This is a genomic window from Klebsiella sp. WOUb02 (genome assembly GCF_050058015.1).
Lineage (GTDB): Bacteria > Pseudomonadota > Gammaproteobacteria > Enterobacterales > Enterobacteriaceae > Klebsiella.
On record NZ_CP170110.1, the window covers coordinates 1,110,916 to 1,130,072 of the forward strand.

Annotated in this window: 17 protein-coding genes, 2 pseudogenes and 1 riboswitch; of the genes and pseudogenes, 8 read left to right on the plus strand and 11 right to left on the minus strand. The window is 60.2% G+C overall.

Going from position 1 to position 19,157, the window contains the following annotated elements; genetic code table 11:
* Positions 1-341 precede the first annotated feature (341 nt).
* Both ABOC21_RS12200 and ABOC21_RS12205 read right to left on the minus strand, forming a co-directional pair.
* On the minus strand, positions 342-1,871 hold the full coding sequence (locus ABOC21_RS12200) for an EAL domain-containing protein (protein WP_426814737.1): 1,530 nt from the start codon (positions 1,869-1,871) through the stop codon (positions 342-344).
* A gap of 198 nt (positions 1,872-2,069) precedes the next feature.
* Positions 2,070-2,948, minus strand: a complete 879-nt coding sequence (locus ABOC21_RS12205; RefSeq protein ID WP_426814738.1) for an AraC family transcriptional regulator — start codon at positions 2,946-2,948, stop codon at positions 2,070-2,072.
* Positions 2,949-3,106: 158 nt separating this feature from the next.
* Here ABOC21_RS12205 and ABOC21_RS12210 point away from each other — a divergent pair, with 158 nt between their 5' ends.
* Positions 3,107-3,862, plus strand: a complete 756-nt coding sequence (locus ABOC21_RS12210; protein WP_426814739.1) for an SDR family NAD(P)-dependent oxidoreductase — start codon at positions 3,107-3,109, stop codon at positions 3,860-3,862.
* 29 nt (positions 3,863-3,891) lie between these two features.
* Here the strand turns inward: ABOC21_RS12210 and ABOC21_RS12215 are convergent, their stop codons facing one another.
* Entirely contained in the window at positions 3,892-4,485 is a 594-nt protein-coding gene (locus ABOC21_RS12215) for a TetR/AcrR family transcriptional regulator (RefSeq protein ID WP_426814740.1), read from the minus strand.
* Between the two features lie 73 nt (positions 4,486-4,558).
* On the opposite strand from ABOC21_RS12215, the gene bdcA reads away from it, so the two are divergent.
* The 3 genes from bdcA (at position 4,559) to ABOC21_RS12230 (ending at position 6,302) form a co-directional block, all read left to right on the plus strand.
* The gene (gene bdcA / locus ABOC21_RS12220; protein WP_426814741.1) at positions 4,559-5,272 is read left to right on the plus strand and encodes an SDR family oxidoreductase; all 714 of its coding nucleotides are present in this window, start codon (positions 4,559-4,561) and stop codon (positions 5,270-5,272) included.
* A 128-nt stretch (positions 5,273-5,400) separates the two neighbouring features.
* Positions 5,401-5,844 carry a type II RES/Xre toxin-antitoxin system antitoxin gene (parS, locus tag ABOC21_RS12225; protein WP_426814742.1) on the plus strand — a complete coding sequence of 148 codons (444 nt, stop codon included), beginning with the start codon at positions 5,401-5,403 and terminating at the stop codon, positions 5,842-5,844.
* A complete protein-coding gene (locus tag ABOC21_RS12230; RefSeq protein ID WP_426814743.1) occupies positions 5,841-6,302 on the plus strand; it encodes an RES family NAD+ phosphorylase in 462 nt (153 codons plus the stop codon). The genes parS and ABOC21_RS12230 overlap by 4 nt, the downstream gene beginning before the upstream one ends.
* A gap of 37 nt (positions 6,303-6,339) precedes the next feature.
* On the opposite strand, the gene ABOC21_RS12235 is transcribed toward ABOC21_RS12230, so the two are convergent.
* Positions 6,340-6,585, minus strand: coding sequence for a DUF2543 family protein (locus ABOC21_RS12235; protein ID WP_426814744.1), 246 nt, complete (start codon positions 6,583-6,585; stop codon positions 6,340-6,342).
* Between the two features lie 153 nt (positions 6,586-6,738).
* Entirely contained in the window at positions 6,739-7,416 is a 678-nt protein-coding gene (locus ABOC21_RS12240; protein WP_426814745.1) for a transporter substrate-binding domain-containing protein, read from the minus strand.
* A 224-nt stretch (positions 7,417-7,640) separates the two neighbouring features.
* Positions 7,641-7,715: riboswitch (Fluoride riboswitch) on the plus strand.
* Positions 7,716-7,757: 42 nt separating this feature from the next.
* Between ABOC21_RS12240 and ABOC21_RS12245 the strand changes: the two are divergent.
* Positions 7,758-8,718: pseudogene (locus ABOC21_RS12245) on the plus strand (DHH family phosphoesterase).
* A 40-nt stretch (positions 8,719-8,758) separates the two neighbouring features.
* Here ABOC21_RS12245 and ABOC21_RS12250 read toward each other — a convergent pair.
* From ABOC21_RS12250 to ABOC21_RS12275, 6 genes are all read right to left on the minus strand, one after another.
* Complete coding sequence (locus ABOC21_RS12250) at positions 8,759-10,042, minus strand: citrate synthase (protein ID WP_426814746.1); 1,284 nt, start codon at positions 10,040-10,042, stop codon at positions 8,759-8,761.
* A gap of 173 nt (positions 10,043-10,215) precedes the next feature.
* Complete coding sequence (locus ABOC21_RS12255) at positions 10,216-10,932, minus strand: ABC transporter ATP-binding protein (protein ID WP_095097863.1); 717 nt, start codon at positions 10,930-10,932, stop codon at positions 10,216-10,218.
* Positions 10,929-11,804, minus strand: a complete 876-nt coding sequence (locus tag ABOC21_RS12260; RefSeq protein ID WP_426814747.1) for an ABC transporter ATP-binding protein — start codon at positions 11,802-11,804, stop codon at positions 10,929-10,931. Before ABOC21_RS12260 ends, ABOC21_RS12255 begins: the two co-directional genes overlap by 4 nt.
* Positions 11,801-13,087 (minus strand): high-affinity branched-chain amino acid ABC transporter permease LivM, encoded by a 1,287-nt coding sequence (gene livM / locus ABOC21_RS12265; RefSeq protein ID WP_426814748.1) that lies wholly within the window; start codon positions 13,085-13,087, stop codon positions 11,801-11,803. Before livM ends, ABOC21_RS12260 begins: the two co-directional genes overlap by 4 nt.
* A 10-nt stretch (positions 13,088-13,097) precedes the next feature.
* Positions 13,098-14,012 (minus strand): ABC transporter permease subunit, encoded by a 915-nt coding sequence (locus ABOC21_RS12270; RefSeq protein WP_426814749.1) that lies wholly within the window; start codon positions 14,010-14,012, stop codon positions 13,098-13,100.
* 108 nt (positions 14,013-14,120) lie between these two features.
* Positions 14,121-15,179, minus strand: a complete 1,059-nt coding sequence (locus ABOC21_RS12275) for a branched-chain amino acid ABC transporter substrate-binding protein (protein ID WP_426814750.1) — start codon at positions 15,177-15,179, stop codon at positions 14,121-14,123.
* A gap of 670 nt (positions 15,180-15,849) precedes the next feature.
* Here ABOC21_RS12275 and ABOC21_RS12280 point away from each other — a divergent pair.
* The 3 genes and pseudogenes from ABOC21_RS12280 to ABOC21_RS12290 all read left to right on the plus strand — a co-directional run bounded on the left by ABOC21_RS12280 (position 15,850) and on the right by ABOC21_RS12290 (position 19,156).
* Entirely contained in the window at positions 15,850-17,172 is a 1,323-nt protein-coding gene (locus tag ABOC21_RS12280; protein WP_426814751.1) for a glycoside hydrolase family 10 protein, read from the plus strand.
* Positions 17,173-17,361: 189 nt separating this feature from the next.
* A complete protein-coding gene (locus ABOC21_RS12285) occupies positions 17,362-17,934 on the plus strand; it encodes a peroxiredoxin (protein WP_426814752.1) in 573 nt (190 codons plus the stop codon).
* A gap of 15 nt (positions 17,935-17,949) precedes the next feature.
* A pseudogene (locus ABOC21_RS12290) lies at positions 17,950-19,156 on the plus strand (protein-disulfide reductase DsbD family protein).
* The last annotated feature ends 1 nt before the right edge of the window (position 19,157 follow it).

The window sequence follows — 19,157 nt, forward strand, 5'->3', positions numbered from 1 at the left end:
AGTAAACACGCATTTCTATATTCGCAGGAAAGTAAGCAATGATATTATTATGCGTATCACACTAACTCTGCGCGTTGACATCCGGCTGCCACTCAGAAAGAAAATTTCGCCATGATCAAGCGTCAGGATTTACCGAAGGGCCGCCCGCAGGCCTGGTCGCGAGGACAAGAGCGGTCTGTGGTTGTGGGAGTCAATGAGTTCCGGCGGGTATCAGACCTTTCTCATGGGGTAAATTGCGGGCAAAACTAATCATTGAGATCGCGGGCGACGTGAATCTCACGTTAGTTCCGGGACCATATGCATCGCCGCAGCTGAAGAATGACGAGAGCCAAAAGCTTCCCTTAAGCCCTGGCTTTCGCTGCGGCGCCTAATGCGCGGATATAGTCGTTTACCGGCACGGGCCGGGAAAAATAGTACCCCTGAAATATCTCTATCCCCAGCGCCTGCAGAACCTGTAGCTGATTATTATCCTCGACCCCTTCCGCAATAATATGGCAATTAAACTTCCGCGCCAGGTTCACCATATTTTTAACGACCAGCGCCGAGGCCTCGTTCGTCCCGACGTTGGAGGTGAAAACCTTGTCCACCTTAATGAACTCCGGCTGAAACTGCTGCAGGTAGCTGTAGTTTGCGTAGCCGGTACCAAAATCATCGAGGGAAAACTGTACCCCGAGCTGGCGGAGCTTCCCGGTCACCGCGTCAGTTTGCAGCGTGTTTTCGATCGATTCACGTTCTGTAATTTCGAGGACCACCCGAACGTCCGCGCCCTTTAGCTGCGACTGAAATCGTGTGCACAGCGCCACGATGTCATCGTCCTGGAAATTAACCGCACAGGCGTTAAAGCAGATATACAGCCCTTTCGGCAGCAGCGACTCATGTTCGCGCAGCTGGCGGATCGCCTCGTTGAAGCAGATGGCCGTCACGCCTTTAATCAGACCGGTTTGCTCGGCCACCGAGATGAATTTGTCCGGGGGAATAAAGCCGAGCTTCGGATGTTCCCAGCGCACGAGCACCTCCCCGCCGACAATCCGCCCCTGCTCACCTTCCACAATCGGCTGGATGTAGGGCTTCAGCTGTTTATGCTGTATCGCTTTGCGGAGCATAAACTCTAACGTGCCGCGGTAGCCCAGATAGCTTCTGAATAACCAGGTCAGCAGCGCCGACACCGCGAGAATGGCAATAAACAGGTTCTGCTCATAATGGATAAACGTGGAGAGGCCGCCGCGGCCGCCGCGGTCGGCAATAACGCTATAGCGGAACTCTCCGGATTCGAGCGGCACCGGGATAGCGATGCGCGCAGCCGTGCTGACCTGGCCATTACGGTCCAGATAGCGGTCCCCCACCTTCAAATACAGATGCGAGTCGCCGTCCAGCACCCGCAGGACGTTATACAGATAGTAGCCGTCAATACCGATAAGCACGCTGTTGCCGCTTCGGTCCTGCAGAGTGTAGACAATCAGCGATTTGGCAGGCGTGATCTGATTGCCGCCCATCAGGATCAGCGAACCGTCCGGATAGGCGGCCTGATTGAGACTAAATGTCTTACCGCCAAAAACGGAGGTGCAGTATATTTCATCGCGCATTGCCATGCTCACCGTCCTGACGTCCGGAATGGTGGCCACAATGGTGCGCAGGCCCGTCAATACTTCCTCGCCGCAGCTTTCGCCCAGATATCCTCTGGCGCGCTCGGCCGCCAGCTCGGCGTGGCCGAGGGTGACGTCGAGGCTGGCGACGGCCTGCTTAAGGCGGGAATGAATATCTTTATCCAGGGAGTGCTGCATCTGCAGATAGCACAGCGCGGTGCCCAGACTCATAACCAGCAGGAAAAACGCCAGCAGCAGAGGGCGATGGTATGCCGGAGGTCTTTTCATTAAGAGATTCCAGTAAACGGTCTGAGCGGAAAGTGATTTTTTAATACCGGTACGCTTGAGGTAATGATAATTCAACGCATGAAAAATGCCTGTCCCCGCGGGCAAACGGAGTCACAACCGCTGATAAATCGTACTTTCAGCCGACAGCCAGAGGCATCACCGGCCTGGGGCTGCCCGCCCCCCGGTCGCGTCGGGCAATCAAACGCCCTCCTTCGCCGCCCGCATATCGCGCCCCGGCGGCGTGCCAAACATACGGGCATATTCGCGCGTGAACTGCGGAATGCTGGCGTAGCCAACCGCGTACGCCGCCTGGGCGATGCCCGTGCCGTCGGCCAGCATCAGGCGACGGGCGTGGATCAGCCGCAGCTGCTTCTGAAACTGGAGAGGCGACGTCGTGGTGATCGCCCGAAAGTGCTGATGGAACGCGGAAACGCTCATGCCCGCCGCGTCGGCGAGCTCTTCAACGCTTATCTGACGCATAAAATCTTTACGCAAAATCGCCACCGCGCGGCTAATTCGCCCGGAATAGCTATCCGCCGCGCCGAGGGCGCGAATAGCGGGCCCGTGCACGCTGCGCAGCAGCCAGTAGTGCAGCTCGCGTCGTAGCCCGTCGCCCAGAACGGTCAGCGCCTCCTGCCGCTCAAACAGCCGGGCCAGCCGATAAGCCGCGTCCGTCACCTCGGCATTCATGGGTTCAATCCCGATGCAGGGCGTATCCCCCTGCTCTGTCGGCGCTGCGTCCTGAAGCTCGCGCAGAATGGCAATATCGAGCTCCAGCACCAGGGAATAGTAGGGATGGCGCAGGCTGGCCTGGGTAATCTGGCTGGTTGTCGGGACATCGGCGGCGATAACCATGGCCTCGCCAGGGCCATATTCAAAACTCCTGCCGCCGGTGGTGACGCGTTTACGCCCCTGCAGCAGCATCGCAATCAGCGGCCGGTTAATGGCCGCCTGCAGCTCCGCGGGATACAACGCCCGGATAATCGTCAGCCCCGGAACGGGCGTAACGGCAAGCCCGCTACGGTCGGCATGAGCGTCGGCATAACGGCGAGAGAGATCGAACAAAGCGGTGCGCATAACATCCTTTCAGGCAAGTTTTTAAACGCTAGTATGCGACAAATCGCCGCTGTGTGAACGCCCAAAAGAGAAATGAGCAAAAAATAGCAAGGATCGGGCAATTCGCACGGACGTGCAGATTCTATTGTAGGGACACCACCAAACAGAAAGGACATATCATGAATAAAATCGCACTCGTCACCGGCGCCAACCGAGGCCTTGGCCGCAACGTCGCACTCGCCATTGCGCGTCAGGGAGGCGACGTTATCGTCGCCTACAGAGGCAACGCGGAACAGGCCAACACGGTTGTCGCAGAGATCCGCGCCCTTGGCCGCCAGGCGATAGCCCTGCAGCTTGATATGGCGCAGACGGCGAGCTTCCCGGCCTTCGCCGAAACGCTGCGCATGCGGCTTGCCGAAGTCTGGGGGCGCGACACCTTCGATCGCCTGATCAACAACGCCGGTCACGGAGAGTTTGCCGCAGTGGCCGATACCACCGAAGCGCAGTTCGACGGGCTGTTCAACGTGCACGTCAAAGGGGTGTTTTTCCTGGTTCAGGCGCTTTTGCCGCTGCTGGCCGACGGCGGACGGATCGTCAACTTCTCATCCGGGCTGACCAGGGTCTCATATCCGGGGTTCTCAGCCTACGCCGCGGCAAAAGCGGCGGTGGAGATGCTGAGCGTTTACATGGCCCGCGAGCTGGGCTGGCGCGGTATTACCGTCAATAGCGTCGCGCCTGGCGCCATTGAAACCGATTTCGGCGGCGGGCTGGTGCGCGACAACGCCGACGTCAACGCCCAGTTTGCCGCCATGACCGCGCTCGGCCGCGTCGGCGTGCCCGACGATATCGGGCCGATGATCGCCAGCCTGCTGCGGGACGATAACCGCTGGGTGACCGCCCAGCGTATCGAGGTGTCGGGCGGACAGACCATCTAGCCCCTTATTCCTCTCACCAGGGTCTGGCCTCAGCGAGGCAGCAGCGGCTGCAGAGCCAGGCCCGCCAGGCGTACGGTTTCCTCAAGACGCGCCAGGCTATCCCCCGCCCGCGCTTTCGCGGAAAGGCCGGCCATCAGGGTGCTGATAAAGTCGGTCAGCCGCTCGGCGTCCTGCGGATAGCGTTGGGCGATATAGGCCCGAATATAATCTTCCGCCGCGGTATGCAGCTCGCTCGCGGCCTCGCGCGCAGGCCGATCGTTGCAATGAATCCCCTCAAGAACCAGGCATCCAGCGGCCGTCGGGTTGGCAACGTAGCGCCTTGCCGCCTCGTGCAGCACGTCCATCAGACACTGCGCCACCGGACGATCATCGCGCAGAAGCTCGGCAAAGGGGATCGCGCCGGTGTGGCTATAGCGATCCAACACGCGGGTATACAGGCCGAGTTTACTGCCAAATGCGGCGTAGAAGCTGGGCGGATTGATGCCGAACGCTTTTGTCAGATCGGTAATGCTGACCGCGTCATAGCCCCGCGAATGAAACAGGCCCTGCGCGATTTCAACGGCCTGCAGCGGATCGAACTGGCGGGGGCGCCCCGGGGTGCGAATCTGTTTTGTAGCACTCACTACATTACTCCTTGACAGCGTGATTTGCCGAAGCATATTGTAATCCCCACTACAATATCATGAGGAACGAATTATGGCAGCATCACAGCAGAAATCGGTACTGGTTTTAGGCGGAAGTCGCGGCATCGGCGCGGCTATCGTGCGGCGCTTTGCCGCAGATGGCGCCTCGGTTGTCTTCAGCTACGCCGGATCGCCGCAGGCCGCGGCAGAGCTGGCGGCGGAAACCGGCAGCGTCGCGGTACAGGCGGACAGCGCCGACCGCGAGGCGGTGATCAAGCTGGTGCGCGACAGCGGCCCGCTGGATCTGCTGGTGGTCAACGCGGGTGTTGTTCTTTTCGGCGACGCGCTGGAGCAGGAGAGCGACGCCGTCGATCGTCTGTTCCGCATCAACATTCACACCCCCTACCACGCTGCGGTCGAGGCCGCGCGCAAAATGCCGGACGGCGGACGTATTATTGTTATCGGCTCGGTGAATGGCGATCGCATGCCCATCCCGGGAATGGCCTCTTACGCCGTCAGCAAATCGGCGCTGCAAGGGCTGGCGCGCGGCCTGGCGCGTGATTTTGGCCCGCGCGGGATCACCGTCAACGTCGTTCAGCCCGGACCTATCGACACCGATGCTAACCCGGAGAATGGCCCGATGAAGGAGTTGATGCACAGCTTTATGGCCATTAAACGGCACGGTCGTCCTGAAGAAGTGGCGGGAATGGTCGCCTGGCTGGCAGGCCCGGAGGCCTCTTTCGTCACCGGCGCCATGCATACCATCGACGGCGCGTTTGGCGCGTAGGCTAAAAGGCCACCGCGCGTGGCCTGTTCCCCCCTCCCTGAGACGCGCTGACACCAAAATATTCAGCGCCAGCGCTGGCCGAACTTATTCCATATGGTATAATTTTTGTACCAAATGGGAGGTTTGCCATGAAAGTCTATTCCCCGAACGTTACCGAGGAAAAAAAACTCAGCCCCTGGCACGCCGTCGGCCTTGACGCCGAGGACGGCATTGCGCTGATGGGGAAAATCAGCCACGGGCTTGAGGGTTCCGTCGCCCGGCATATTTCCGCATGGGCGGAGATCACCCCTGCCGAACTGCGCAGGATGTCGGGCATTCCGAACACCACCTTTAACCGCAGCATTAAATCGCGCTTTAGCGCCGACCAAAGCGAGCGCCTGGTGCGCATTCTTCGCGTTATCGAGCGCGCGGTGGAGCTGTTCGAAGGCGATAAAGAGGCGGCGCAAAAGTGGCTGAATGAACCCAACCGCGCGCTCGGCTGGAAAACGCCGGCCGAGGTGGTGTCCTCGGAAACCGGCGCGCTGGAGGTGATGCGCCTGATTACGCGCGTTGAGCATGGGGTCTATTCGTGATCCTCTACCGCCTGACCAAAACCCGCTATCTGATGACCGCCTGGTCTGGTTTTGGGGCGAAGGAGGCCGGAGGGCGCTGGAACAGCGTTGGGACGGCGATGGTCTATTTGTCGGAAGCTGCGTCGCTGACCATGCTGGAAACGCTGGTGCATATCAATGCTCCGCAGCTGCTGGACGATTTCACGCTGCTGAGCATTGAGGTACCGGACGAGCAGGTGCTGACCGTCGATCCGACCTCCCTCCCCGCGGACTGGGCCCGCGAGGAAGCGCCGGCCCGGCTGGCATTGTACGGCGATGAGTGGGCCGCAAGCGCGGCATCAGCGGCGCTGCGCGTGCCGAGCGTCCTGTCGCCGGTGGAATATAACTATTTATTCAACCCTGAGCACCCTGCCGCGTTCGATCTGCTGGCCGGCGTCAAAAAGATCCCCTTCCGTTTTGATACTCGCCTTAAGTCATGACCAGGCATTATCCCGCGTTCTGCGTCCCAGACCGCGCCTATTCGTTGCCCCATTGATTGAGAAACTCCGCGATATCATCGATCCGCGATTCGGCTATCCCGGCCTCGGCGGCCAGCTCCTGCTGCGTGCTTTCGCTGATCTCTTCGTTAGCCATCAGGCGGGTAATCAGCGCCTGGAAGTAGGCCGCCAGCGGCTGGCGTTCGGACTCATTGACCGGTTTGGCTGATTCAGTCGCATACTCATCCACGATGTCATAAAACTTCAGCGGTATTTCATTGGTCATTACGTCTTTCCTCATCTCATGGGTTGTATTGATTGACTGAACGCCCGGTGCGTTAACCCGCATCTCTTACCCGGCGCAGGTGACGGCCGTCGGACGATTCTACCCTATAATTCAGCGGCGCACGCCCTTCTCTTTGCGCTCCGGCCTGCGCCATTACTGGTCGGCCAGGTGCCGATCGATAATTTGCTGGACCGATCCGTCCCGCTGCCATTGCGTCAACAGGGCAACCAGCTCCGCATAGCGCGCGTCGCGGAGCCGGGGAACGCAAATCGCCTGATTTATCTGCGTGAAATTATCGGCCAGCACGCGAAAGCCGGCGCGCCCGGCGGCGGCGCGTTCGAGCGGCTGGCGGATGCCCGCTGCCATATCGCCTTCGCCGTTGAGAAACGCATCGATGGCCGCCTGGGAGGAGTCCAGGCGGTTGAGCGTGGCACAGCGCAGCTGGCGCGTGAGGTGCAGATCGTACGCCGCGCCCCTGCCGACGTTAATCACCATTCCCTCTTTATCCATCTCAGCAACGCTCTGCCAGGGGCTCTGCGCCCTGACCAGCACGGTGCCCTGAATGGTGATGTAGGGCTGAGTGAAGCGCAGCGTCTCTTCGCGCTTCGGGTCGATAGCCAGAAAGGCAATATCCCAGAGATCGTTTTGCGCATCGTCCACCACCTTGCCCGCCGCCGGATAGGTGACAAACTGCGGCGTCGCCCCCAGTTCTGCCGCGATGCGCCCGGCAATCTCCGGCGTAATCCCCCCCGGCTGCCCGTCGGCAAGGTTTTTTGCCAGAACGGCGTTACCGAGGTTAATGGCGAAACGTATTGGTTTAGCGGCGCTCATGCGGTGTCTCCCTGCTGCGGTAAGGTTGAGGTGCTGAATCCCCGGCATTACGCCTGGCGGCCGGGTGAAGTGCGCTTAGCGCTCCCAAAATATAGCCTCATTTAACCTCGCCGTGCAGAGCCACCCTGCTGGCATTGCGCTTAAAAAGCGCGGAACGGCGTGCTGGATCGATTCCAATTCATCATCGCGGGTTATTGATTTCTCTTTGCGCCTCGGATAAGGTTTGCCGACGAGGTGATGGTGTTCCACCTTTCCCAACCGCCGGCTCGCTCGAACCGGATGATGACGCCTGATATACAATTATTTCTGTTCCCCCACGGACACGTATGTCAGGAGCCGCTATGCCCAATCAAACCGCTTTTTCCGTACCGCTTACCGCTGCGCAAGAGTCGATTATCCACGTCTTTGGCCATCGCAATCCTGATAGCGACACGATCTGCAGCGCGCTGGTCGTCGCCGACTGGCTCAACTATACCGCCAGGCCGGCGCGCCCTTTTCGTCTGGGGGAGTTAACCCCGGAAACGCGCTATATCCTGCAGGCCGCGGGAGTCGCGCCGCCGGATTTACTCCACGACGATCTGAGCGATAAAAAGGTGTGGCTGGTTGATTTCACCGACGTTGAACAAGGTCCGCTAACCCTCCCCGACAGCGATGTGATCGGCATTATCGACCACCATCGCGTCGGCACCCTGGTGACCAAGAATCCGCCGGACGTTTGGATCCGCGCGGTAGGATGCTGCGCGACGGTTATTCTCACCATCCTGACCACGGAGAGCCCGATGCCGCTCAGCACGTCCCAGGCGACCCTGCTGCTGGGAGCCATACTCAGCGATACGGTCGCCCTCAGCGGCCCTACCACCACGGCGCGAGACCGTGAAGCGGTGGCGATTTTGCGCGACATTGCCGGCGTTGATTACGCCGCCTTCGTCGCCGGGCTGCTGGCGGCGAAAACCTCCCTGGTGGGCCAGTCCGCGGCGCAGTCTGCTGCACCGCGATGCCAAGAATTACCAGATCCACGGAGTCTCTCTCATGCTCGCGCAGATTGAGGTTCGCGATATGGCGGAGATCAACCCGCATTTGCCCGGACTGAAACAGGAGATGGAGCGAGCCAGGCTCGACGCGGGGCTGGAGATGGTAGTTCTGATGGTCACCGACATTACCCATCCCCATTCCATCCTCTATTTTACGCCCAATGACCTTATCCGCAGCCATCAGGTTTTCCTCCCGGGGATGACCAGCAGAAAAAAGGAAATTCTGCCCTGGCTGACCGAGCGCCTGGCCGCAGCGGATGAGCGATCGTGATATGTAACGAACGCCGCCCCGCTCACGGGACGGCGTGGGACTACGCCTTGCGGCGGGAGACGTAATCTCGCGGGGCTTCGCCGGTGTAGATCTGCCGCGGACGATAGATAGTCAGCGGCGCTTCATGCATCTCATTCCAGTGGGCCACCCAGCCCAGGGTGCGGCCAACGGCGGTGACCACCACAAACATCGATGAAGGCAGCTTCATCGCTTTAAGGATCACCGCCGTATAGAAATCGACGCTGGGCGACAGGCCGTTCTCAACAAAATAGGGATCGGTCAGCGCCACCTCTTCCAGAGCCATCGCCACCTGCAGCAGCTGGTCCGACATTCCCAGCTCCGCCAGCACCCGGTGACAGGTATCGCGCAGAATCGCGGCGCGCGGATCCAGGTAACGGTAGCGCGAGTTGCCGAAGCCGAGACGGCGGAAGGCCTGCGGGTCGCGCTTCGCCTTGTTCAGGAAGACGGGCACCTGATCCACGGTTTCAATCTCTTCCAGCATCCGCATGCTGGCTTCGTTGGCTCCGCCGTGCATCGGCCCCCACAGGGAGGCGAGGCCCGCCGCCACGCAGGCAAACAGGTTTGCCCCGGAGGAGCCGGCGGCCCGCACCGTGGTGGTGGACGCGCACTGGCCGTGATCGGCGTGCAGCACCAGAATCTGGTTCATCGCCTCCTCAATAACCGGATTCACCACATATTTCTCCGCCGGAACCGCAAACAGCATATGCAGGAAGTTCCCCGCATAGGAGAGATCGTTGCGCGGATATGGCGCGGGCTGTTCGATGGCGTATTTATAGCTCATCGCCGCCAGCGTCGGCATTTTTGACAGCAGACGCGTGGCCGCCAGGGCGCGGTGTTCAGGGTTTTCTACATCCAGCACATCATGGTAAAACGCCGCCAGCGCCCCAACCATCGCACACATCAGGGCCATCGGATGGGAGTCGCGGCGAAAGCCGCTGCACATCCGCGACATCTGTTCATGCACCAGCGTGTGGCGGGTAATGGTATTGCGGAACACCTGGTAGCTGGCTTCATCCGGCGCCTCGCCCCGCAGCATGATATACGCCACCTCGAGGAACTCGCACTCCCGCGCCAGCTGCTCTACCGGGTAGCCGCGGTGCAGCAGCGTGCTGTTATCGGTATCAATATAGGAGATGGCCGACCGGCAGCCGGCGGTATTGCTAAAACCCGGGTCGAAGCTGCATAGATCTGACTGATTTAGCGCGCGAATATCAATGCCCACGCGGCCCAGCGTCCCGGAAACCGTCTCCAGGGGAATAGGCTGTTGCCCATCGAAAGTAAGCGTTAGCGGTTGAGTTGCCATCCTGTAAAGTTCCCCCTGTACAACAAGCGTGTCATAAACCTGAATCGATTTTTCAGGCGCAGCCTTCAACATAGCCGCAGCGAGGCCGCTATTCTTTGATATGAATAACTAAAAGGGGTAATTATTGCTGCCACCAATCAATAACGGCCCATGATTCGTGACAGCGTCACCTGTCACACCATCCCCAAATAGGCGTTCCTGACCTCCGGATTGTCGAGCAGCTCGCTGCCGGTTCCGCTAAGCCGGATCTGGCCGTTAACCATCACGTACGCCCGATCGGAAAGCTTCAGCGCGTGGTGGGCGTTCTGCTCCACCAGAAAGAGCGTCATCCCCTGCGCCGTTAGTTCGCGCAGTATCTGAAAGATCTGCTTCACCACCAGCGGCGCCAGCCCGAGGCTCGGCTCGTCGAGCAGCAGCAGCTTCGGCCGGCTCATCAGCGCCCGGGCAATCGCCAGCATCTGCTGCTCGCCGCCGGAAAGCGTCATCGCCCGCTGCGTCCGCCGCTCCTCAAGCCGCGGAAACAGCTGATACATGCGGCGCTTATCCTCCTCCTGATAGCGGCTTCCAATCGGGATGGTCCCCATCAGCAGGTTCTCTTCCACCGTCATATCGGCAAAAATACGCCGTCCCTCCGGCGCCTGCGCAATGCCGTTGCCGGCGATAAAATGGGTCGATTTGCGGCTGATATCCTCCCCGCGATAGAGGATCTGCCCCTCAGCGATGCGCGGCTGGCCGAAAATGGACATCAGCAGCGTGGATTTACCGGCGCCGTTGGCGCCGATCAGCGCCACCGTCTCGCCTTCATTGACCGTCAGCGAGACCTGGTTCAGCGCCTGAATCTGACCGTAAAAGACGTCCACCTGGCGAAACTCAAGCAACGGCTGACTCATACCGCAATCTCCTCTTCATCCGCGCCCAGATAAGCGGCGATAACGCTGATATTCGACTGGATCTCCTGCGGCGCGCCGCGGGCGATCACGTCCCCGCGGTCGAGGACGATAATATGATCGGAGATCTCCATCACCATCCCCATATCATGCTCAATCAGCAACACGGTGATGCCGTGATGCTGGCGCAGGAAGCGGATAATTCGGCTCAGGGCGAGCGTCTCCGCGGGGTTCAGCCCGGCGGCGGGCTCATCTAAGCAGATCATCTCCGGGCCGGTGCACATGGCGCGGGCAATCTCCAGCCGCCGCTGCTGGCCGTAGGAGAGCGTGCCGGCCAGCCGGTTGGCGCAATCCACCAGATCCACCACCTCCAGCCAGTAGAAGGCGCGATCGAGGGCCTGATTTTCGGCCTTACGATAGCCGCGGGTATTGAGGATGCCGGCCAGCAGATTACGGTTTACCTGCATATGCTGGGCCACCAGCAGATTTTCGATCACCGACATCTCGCGAAACAGGCGGATATTCTGGAAGGTCCGCGCCAGCCCGGCCCGGTTCACCAGATGCGTGCCGCCGAACATTTTGTAGTAGATCCGCGACCCGAGACGCGCCGGGTGGAGGAAATCATCGGGGCGTATTTTTTGTCCGAGGACCTGAATCACGTCGGTCATCGCGGCGCGGGCGTTGAGCACAATCGCCCCGCCCGTAGCGCGATAAAACCCGGTCAGGCAGTTGAATACCGTGGTTTTGCCCGCGCCGTTGGGGCCGATCAGCGCGGTAATCGATCCCCTTTCCACATCGAGGTTAACGTCGTTAAGCGCCTTGATACCGCCAAAATGCATCATCAGATGCTCTACCCGCAGAATGCTGTCGCTCATGGTGCCACTCCCTTGCGCACGGTAACCCCCATGCGGCTGGTGCGCACCAGCCCGCGCGGCCGCCAGATCATCATCAGTACCATCAGTACGCCAAACAGCAGGACGCGATACTCATCGAAACCGCGCAGCAGCTCGGGGGCGACGGTGAGCACAAAGGCCGCCAGCACCACCCCCAGCGTTGAACCCATGCCGCCCAGCACCACAATGGCCAGAATGAGCGCGGACTCAAAAAAGGTGAACGACGTCGGGTTAACGAACCCCTGATAGGTGGCGAAAAAGACCCCGGCAATACCGGCGGTAGAGGCGCCGAGCATAAAGGCCGAAAGCTTCACCAGCACGTGGTTGAGCCCCATCGCGCGGCAGGCAATTTCGTCCTCGCGCAGCGCTTCCCACGCGCGGCCGATAGGCATCCGCGTTAAGCGGTGTTTGATAAACAGCACCAGCACCACCACCAGGCACAGCACGCCATAGATAAAGATAAACTTGAGGTTGGGATTGTAGCTAACGTGCAGAAACTCATGGATCGGCACCCCGCCGTCTTTCGCCCTGCGCCCGAACTCCAGCCCGAATATCGTCGGCGCAGGTACGGAAACGCCGTTCGGCCCGCCGGTAAAACTGACCCAGTTATTCAACACCAGGCGAATGATTTCGCCGAACCCCAGGGTGACGATCGCCAGATAGTCTCCGTGCATTCGCAGCACCGGAAAGCCGAGCAGCGCCCCCGCCAGCGCCGCCATAATGGCCCCCAGCGGCAGCATCGCCCAGAACCCGAGCCCCAGATACTGGTAGCCCAGCGCCAGGCCGTAGGCGCCAATGGCATAGAACGCCACGTAGCCCAAATCAAGCAGGCCGGCGAGCCCCACCACGATATTCAGCCCGAGCCCGAGCAGCACGTAAATCAGCCCAAGAATGGCCACCGTCAGCAGATACTTGGTGGCGATAGCCGGAAAGATCGCCGCCGCCACCAGCAGCAGCGGCACGATCCAGCGCAGCCGCGAGCGGTAGCCGACCGGACGGACGTAGACCCCGTCATCGGCGCCTTCAAAACGGGCGATAAATTTGCGTCCGCCGCGGCTTTGCAGCAGCAGGCTCAGCAGCAGCCTGCCGACCATCACCACCGCGACGATAGCCACCACCCGCTGGGTAGAGAGTTCGAAACTGTAGCCTTTCAGCACAATGCCGACGATCGGTCCAAACACTATCAGCGCACATAGCCCCGCCAGCACGCTATCAATTAGGCTTTTTTTAATATCCAGCCCTTGCCTGCGCGATACTTCACCCATGCTTTACCCCTTAAACCTTTGCGACCATCGGACGACCCAGCAGCCCCTGAGGGCGAAATATCAAAATTGCCACCAGCAGAGCGAAGGAAAACACGTCTTTGTAATCAGAGTTCACCATCCCGGCAAACTGGGCTTCAGCCACGCCCAGCAGCAGACCGCCGAGCATCGCGCCCGGCAGGGAGCCAATCCCGCCCAGTACCGCGGCGGTAAAGGCTTTAATGCCAATAATGAAGCCGATATAAAAATCGAAGGTGCCGTAATTCATCGTCACCAGCACCCCGGCCAGGCCGGCCATTGCGGCGCCGATCATAAAGACCAGCGAGATAACCCGGTCGGTATTAATGCCGAGGATCGCCGCCATGCGCCGATCCTGCTGCGTCGCCCGGCATACCCGCCCCAGCCGGGTATGGTTAATGACCCACGAGAGGATCGTCATCCCCACCAGCGCGGCGACGAGAATAAATATTTTGGTCCACGTAATCTGCACCACGCCGTCGCCAACCTCGAAGCGCAGTACCCCCGTCAGCAGGGTCGGGATCCCCTGCTGGTTCGGCCCCTGGCTGATTTGCACATAGTTCTGCAGGATAAGCGACATGCCGATAGCCGAGATGAGCGGCGCCAGGCGGGTGGAGTTACGCAGCGGCCGATAGGCGATACGTTCGATAGTCCAGCCGTAAACGCCGGTCACCACAATGGTGAATACCAGGGTGCCGAAGATCAGAACCGGAAAGGAGTGAATGCCAAACCAGGAGAGTAGCGCCAGGCCGATGGCGCAAAGGTAGGCGGAAACCATATAGACTTCGCCGTGCGCGAAGTTAATCATCCCGATAATGCCGTACACCATGGTGTAGCCGATGGCAATTAATCCATAAACGGCTCCCAGCGTCAGCCCATTAATCAGTTGTTGCAGAAAAAACGCTTCCATAGAAACCATCCTGCCAGTAAGCAGGCAGCAGCCGGCAAATCCTCTGCCGGGCGCTGCCCTCAGTAGTACGACGCCCTTTTTTACAGGGACAAAGAGTTCAGCAAACGGTTAAAGCTGGTGATATTTACCCTTGTCATCCCACGCGTAGACCACATAATCCGACACCTTCAGATCGCCTTTACCATCCCAGGCCTTTTTGCCCATTACCGTGTCAACGCTATGGCTTTTCAGCCACTCGCTGGCCTTGGTATTGTCGGCGCCCACCGCGTTGTAGGCCGCGGCGATGGCCTGGATCGAGGCGTAGGCGTAGAGGGTATAGCCTTCCGGCTCGAAGCCGCTGGCGCGGAACTTCTCAATCACCGTTTTGCCCTCAGGAATGGTGCGCGGGTCCTTACCAAACGTCATCAGCACGCCGTTGGTAAACTGCGGTCCGCCGGCGGTCGTCACCAGCTCCTCGGTCACGACACAGTCGCCGGAGAAGAATTTCGCCTGCAGCCCCTGCTCCCGCATCTGCCGCACCAGCGGGCCGGCTTCCGGATGGCAGCCGCCGAAATAGACCACGTCAGGCTTCAGCGCGCCAATTTTGGTGACCAGGGCGTTGAAGTCCTTCTCACCCCGCGATAGCCCTTCGTACAGCACCTCTTTGGTCCCGCGTTTTGCCAGCGCCGCGCGGGTGGCGTCGGCCAGCCCCTGACCGTAGGTATCCTTGTCATGAATGACGGCTATTTTCTTCGCCTTCAGCACGTCCAGCATATAGTCCGCCGCAATCGCCCCCTGCTGGTCGTCGCGGCCGCACATGCGGAACATATCCTTCATTCCGCGCTCGGTGATCAGCGGGTTAGTCGACCCCGGCGTAATCGTCAGGACTCCCGCCTCGTCGTACACTTCGGATGCCGGCATCGTCGATGACGAACAGAAGTGTCCGACAACCGCGGAAACCCCCGACTCATCGACCAGGCGGTTGGCCACCGCGACGGCCTGCTTCGGTTCGCAGGCGTCATCCCCCTGCACCAGCACAATTTTTTCGCCCTTAATTCCTCCCGCCGCGTTGATGTCTGCTACCGCCTGCGACGCCCCTTTCCAGTACTGAGCGCCGTAGGAGGCATTAGGTCCGGTGAACGGCCCGGCCACGCCAATCTTCACATCCGCCTGTGCGTAAAATGCCACGCTCATACAGCCTGCAATCGCAAAATGAAGAGTCAACTTTTTAAGTTTCAGAGACATTCAGATAATCCTCAGCGATTTATAATCTGGCGCCATTAATTAAATGACGCGGAAAATATCACTTACCGTTTTGTTTGCCGAAGGCCGTTATCCAGCCGCAGCGGCTAAAGGTGGAAGAAGCAAAAATCCCGCCAGGAAGAAATGACGTGACAGATCGCTTACTAATAGATGGCAGCTACGCGCAACTGCCGCGGTTACCGCCACCGACCAACGTGCATTTCAGGACAAGTCAGGAGATATGTTGCCATCACGTGGCGAATTGAGGACTGCGGCATCCGTTCCGACCCGCGAGCTAAACATAGTTGTTCTTCGCTGACGTTGCGCACCGGGCTGGTGCAAAAGTGCGAAAACGATCATGAGCGTGAAAAGTTTTGTTGCAATATTGTGAACAAGATAGCAAGAGCGATCGTTTTGCCCCGCGGTTTTAATACGTAAGCAAAAAAATAGATTACGCGTCGCCAAACCGCAGGCGCATGCGATTTAACGCAAGCCTAAAAAGCTTAAGATCAACGCCGATAGCGGGTCCTGATAATTCCCCGCATAAAGGATTGACTTAACTACGCATAATACGAAAATGCTTCTTTTACGCGACTCACAAAATAAGCCCACGTCTATGACTATCCGCTCCCGGCGCTTTTTTATCGCTACCCTGGCCGCATCCGCCGCGGCGGTGGCGACCGCCTTTATCCTCGCCAGCTGCAGCAGCCAGCCGCCCCGTTCGCTGGTTACGCCGCTGCCGCCGGCGGTTAAACAGGCGGCGCGGCCCACAACGCACGGGCCGGTACGCGGCGTCTGGCTGACCACGGTTTCGCGCCTCGACTGGCCGCCGGTGGGCTCGATCATTGCCAGCAGCCCGGAGAGCCGGATTAGCCAGCAAAAGGTGGCGCTGATCGCCAAGCTCGATAATCTGCAGCGCCTCGGGATTAATACCGTGTTCTTCCAGATCAAACCCGACGGCACCGCCCTGTGGCCGTCAAAAATTTTACCGTGGTCCGATATGCTGACCGGCGCCATCGGCGAGGACCCGGGCTACGATCCGCTGCAGTTTATGCTGGATGAAGCGCATAAGCGCGGGATGCGGGTTCACGCCTGGTTTAACCCCTACCGCGTCTCGGTGAACACCCGCCCGAAAACCGTCGCCGAGCTCAACCGCACGCAGTCGCAAAGCCCGGCCAGCGTCTTTGTGCTGCATCGTGACTGGATCCGCACCGCCAGCGACCGCTTTGTCCTCGACCCGGGCATTCCGCAGGTCCGCGACTGGATAACCGGCATCGTCGCCGAAGTTGTCGCGCGCTACCCGGTCGACGGGGTGCAGTTTGACGACTATTTCTACACCGAGACGGCGGGTTCAGCCCTTAACGACAATCAAACCTTTCAGCAGTATGGCCAGGGGTTCGCCAGCAAAGCGGACTGGCGCCGGCACAATACTCAGCAGCTGATTGCGCAGGTGTCGCGCACGATTAAGCAGATTAACCCCAGCGTCGAGTTTGGCGTCAGCCCTGCCGGCGTGTGGCGCAATCGCTCCCACGATCCCGCCGGCTCCGACACCCGCGGCGCGGCGGCTTACGATGAGTCCTACGCCGATACCCGCAGCTGGGTACAGCAGGGGCTGCTCGACTACATCGCGCCTCAGATCTACTGGCCCTTTGCGCGCGACGCCGCCCGCTACGACGTGCTGGCGAAATGGTGGGCGCAGGTCGTCAAGCCAACCCATACGCGGCTCTATATCGGCGTGGCGCTCTACAAAATCGGTGAACCGTCAAAAAATGAACCCGACTGGATGGTTAACGGCGGCGTGCCGGAGCTGAAAAAACAGCTGGACCTCAACGAGTCGATCCCCGAAATCCAGGGCACCATTCTGTTTCGCGAGAACAACCTGAACCAGCCGCAGACCCGGCAGGCCGTCAGCTATCTGCAGAGCCGCTGGGGAAGCTAGCCTGTTCCGCCTGTCGAACCCGTTTCGCGGGCGGCTCCTCTCCGTTTCCGCAGCCCCGTACATCGCGCGATGGGCCGGGCGCACTTTTTTTTCACCTGCGCGCAACTTTTTCTCCGCGGCGACGAACTGAATAGATGAGATGAACGAGTTTGGCCAAACCGGCACTCCCTAAAATCGCAGGAGCAGATAATGACACGCATCAAAACCCTCATCCGTACCCTGACCATGACCGCCGCGCTGGGTCTCTCCGCCACCGCCTTCAACGCCGACGCGGCGCTGCCGGTGGGCGCTAAAGCCCCGGACTTCAAGCTGCAGGGCGCCCTCGCCGGTAAACCGCTAACCTTCTCCCTGCAGCAGGCGCTGCAAAAGGGGCCGGTGGTGCTCTACTTCTTCCCGGCGGCCTTCAGCGCCGGCTGTACCATTGAAGCCCATGATTTTGCCGAAGCGACCGACAGCTTCACCAAAATGGGGGCCACGGTGGTTGGCGTAACCGCGGGGAATACCGAGCAGGTCAGCGACTTCTCCAGGCTGGAGTGCCGCGATAAGTTCGCCGTCGCGGCGGACCCGGGCGCCAAAGTCGCCGCCCAGTACCAGACGCTGATGGAGATAAAAGGTAAAACGCTCTCCGATCGCACTTCGTACGTGATTGCGCCGGATGGCAACATTCTGCTGAGTTACACTGATAGAAACCCGGATGCACATATCGAGAAGACGCTCGCTGCCGTGAAGCAGTACGACGCTTCTCACCCGCAAACCCATTAAGTAAAGAGGCCAGCGATGTTAACCGCGATGCTGGCCGCCTTTATTGGCGGCATCATACTCAACTTTATGCCCTGCGTTTTTCCGGTGATCTCCCTGAAGGCGCTGGGGCTGCTGCGTCACTCCGATAATGCCGCCAGCGCCCGCCGTGAAGGCCTGGCGTTTTTGCTCGGCGTCGTCGTCACCATGATGGCGCTGGCGGGTATTCTGCTGGCGGTGCGCGCCGGCGGTACCGCGGTCGGCTGGGGCTTCCAGACTGCAGTCGCCGCTGGTGATCGCGCTGCTCTCCCTGACGATCCTCGGCGCGGCGCTTAACCTGCTTGGCGTCTTTGAGGTCGGACTAACGGCCCAGCGCGTCGGCGGGCTGGATATCGGCCGCGGCGCGTTTATTCGCTCGGCGCTCACCGGCGCGCTGGCGATCGTGGTCGCTACCCCCTGCGCCGCGCCCTTTATGGCCAGCGCGATCGGCTACGCGCTGGTCCAGCCGCCGGCGGTGTCGTTAACCATCTTCCTCGCGCTGGCGTTCGGCTTCGCCGCGCCCTTTACCCTGGTGTCGCTCTTTCCGGCGCTGGCCAGAATATTGCCGCGCCCCGGCCCGTGGATGGATATCCTTAAACGCGCGCTCGCCTTTCCGATGTTTGGCGCCTGGGCCTGGCTGGTGTGGGTGCTGGCGCAGCAGGCCGGGAGCGCGGCGTTAGCCGTCCTGCTTGCCGCCTCGGTGGTGCTCAGCTTCGCCGCCTGGCTGTACGGAATTGCGCAACGTCGCGCCTTCCAGGGCAAGGGGCACAAGGCCCTGTTTGCGGTAACCGCGGCGCTGGTTGTGGCGGTCCTCGCGCCGCTGCCGGGGTTGGTTAAGCCCGCCGCCTCCGCGCCGGATGCCGGGCAGACGGCGGAGGTCTCCTCCCAGCGCGGTCACGGGAAGGCGATCTTTGTCAACTTTACCGCCTCCTGGTGTATTACCTGCCAGGTGAATGAAAAAACCTCCCTCTCCACTCAGGCGGTGAAAGAGGCGCTGGTAAAAACCGATACCGTCTATATGGTAGCGGACTCGACCAAGTTTAATCCGGACGTAGACGATGCGCTCAACCAGTTCGGCCAGGGCGGACTGCCGCTGTATGTGGTTTACCCGGCCGACGGCGGGCCGCCGAAGGTCCTGCCGCAGGTGCTGACGCCGGGGATTGTGGTGAATGCCCTGACCCAGGCCGCCGGCAAAAAAGCGTCATAAC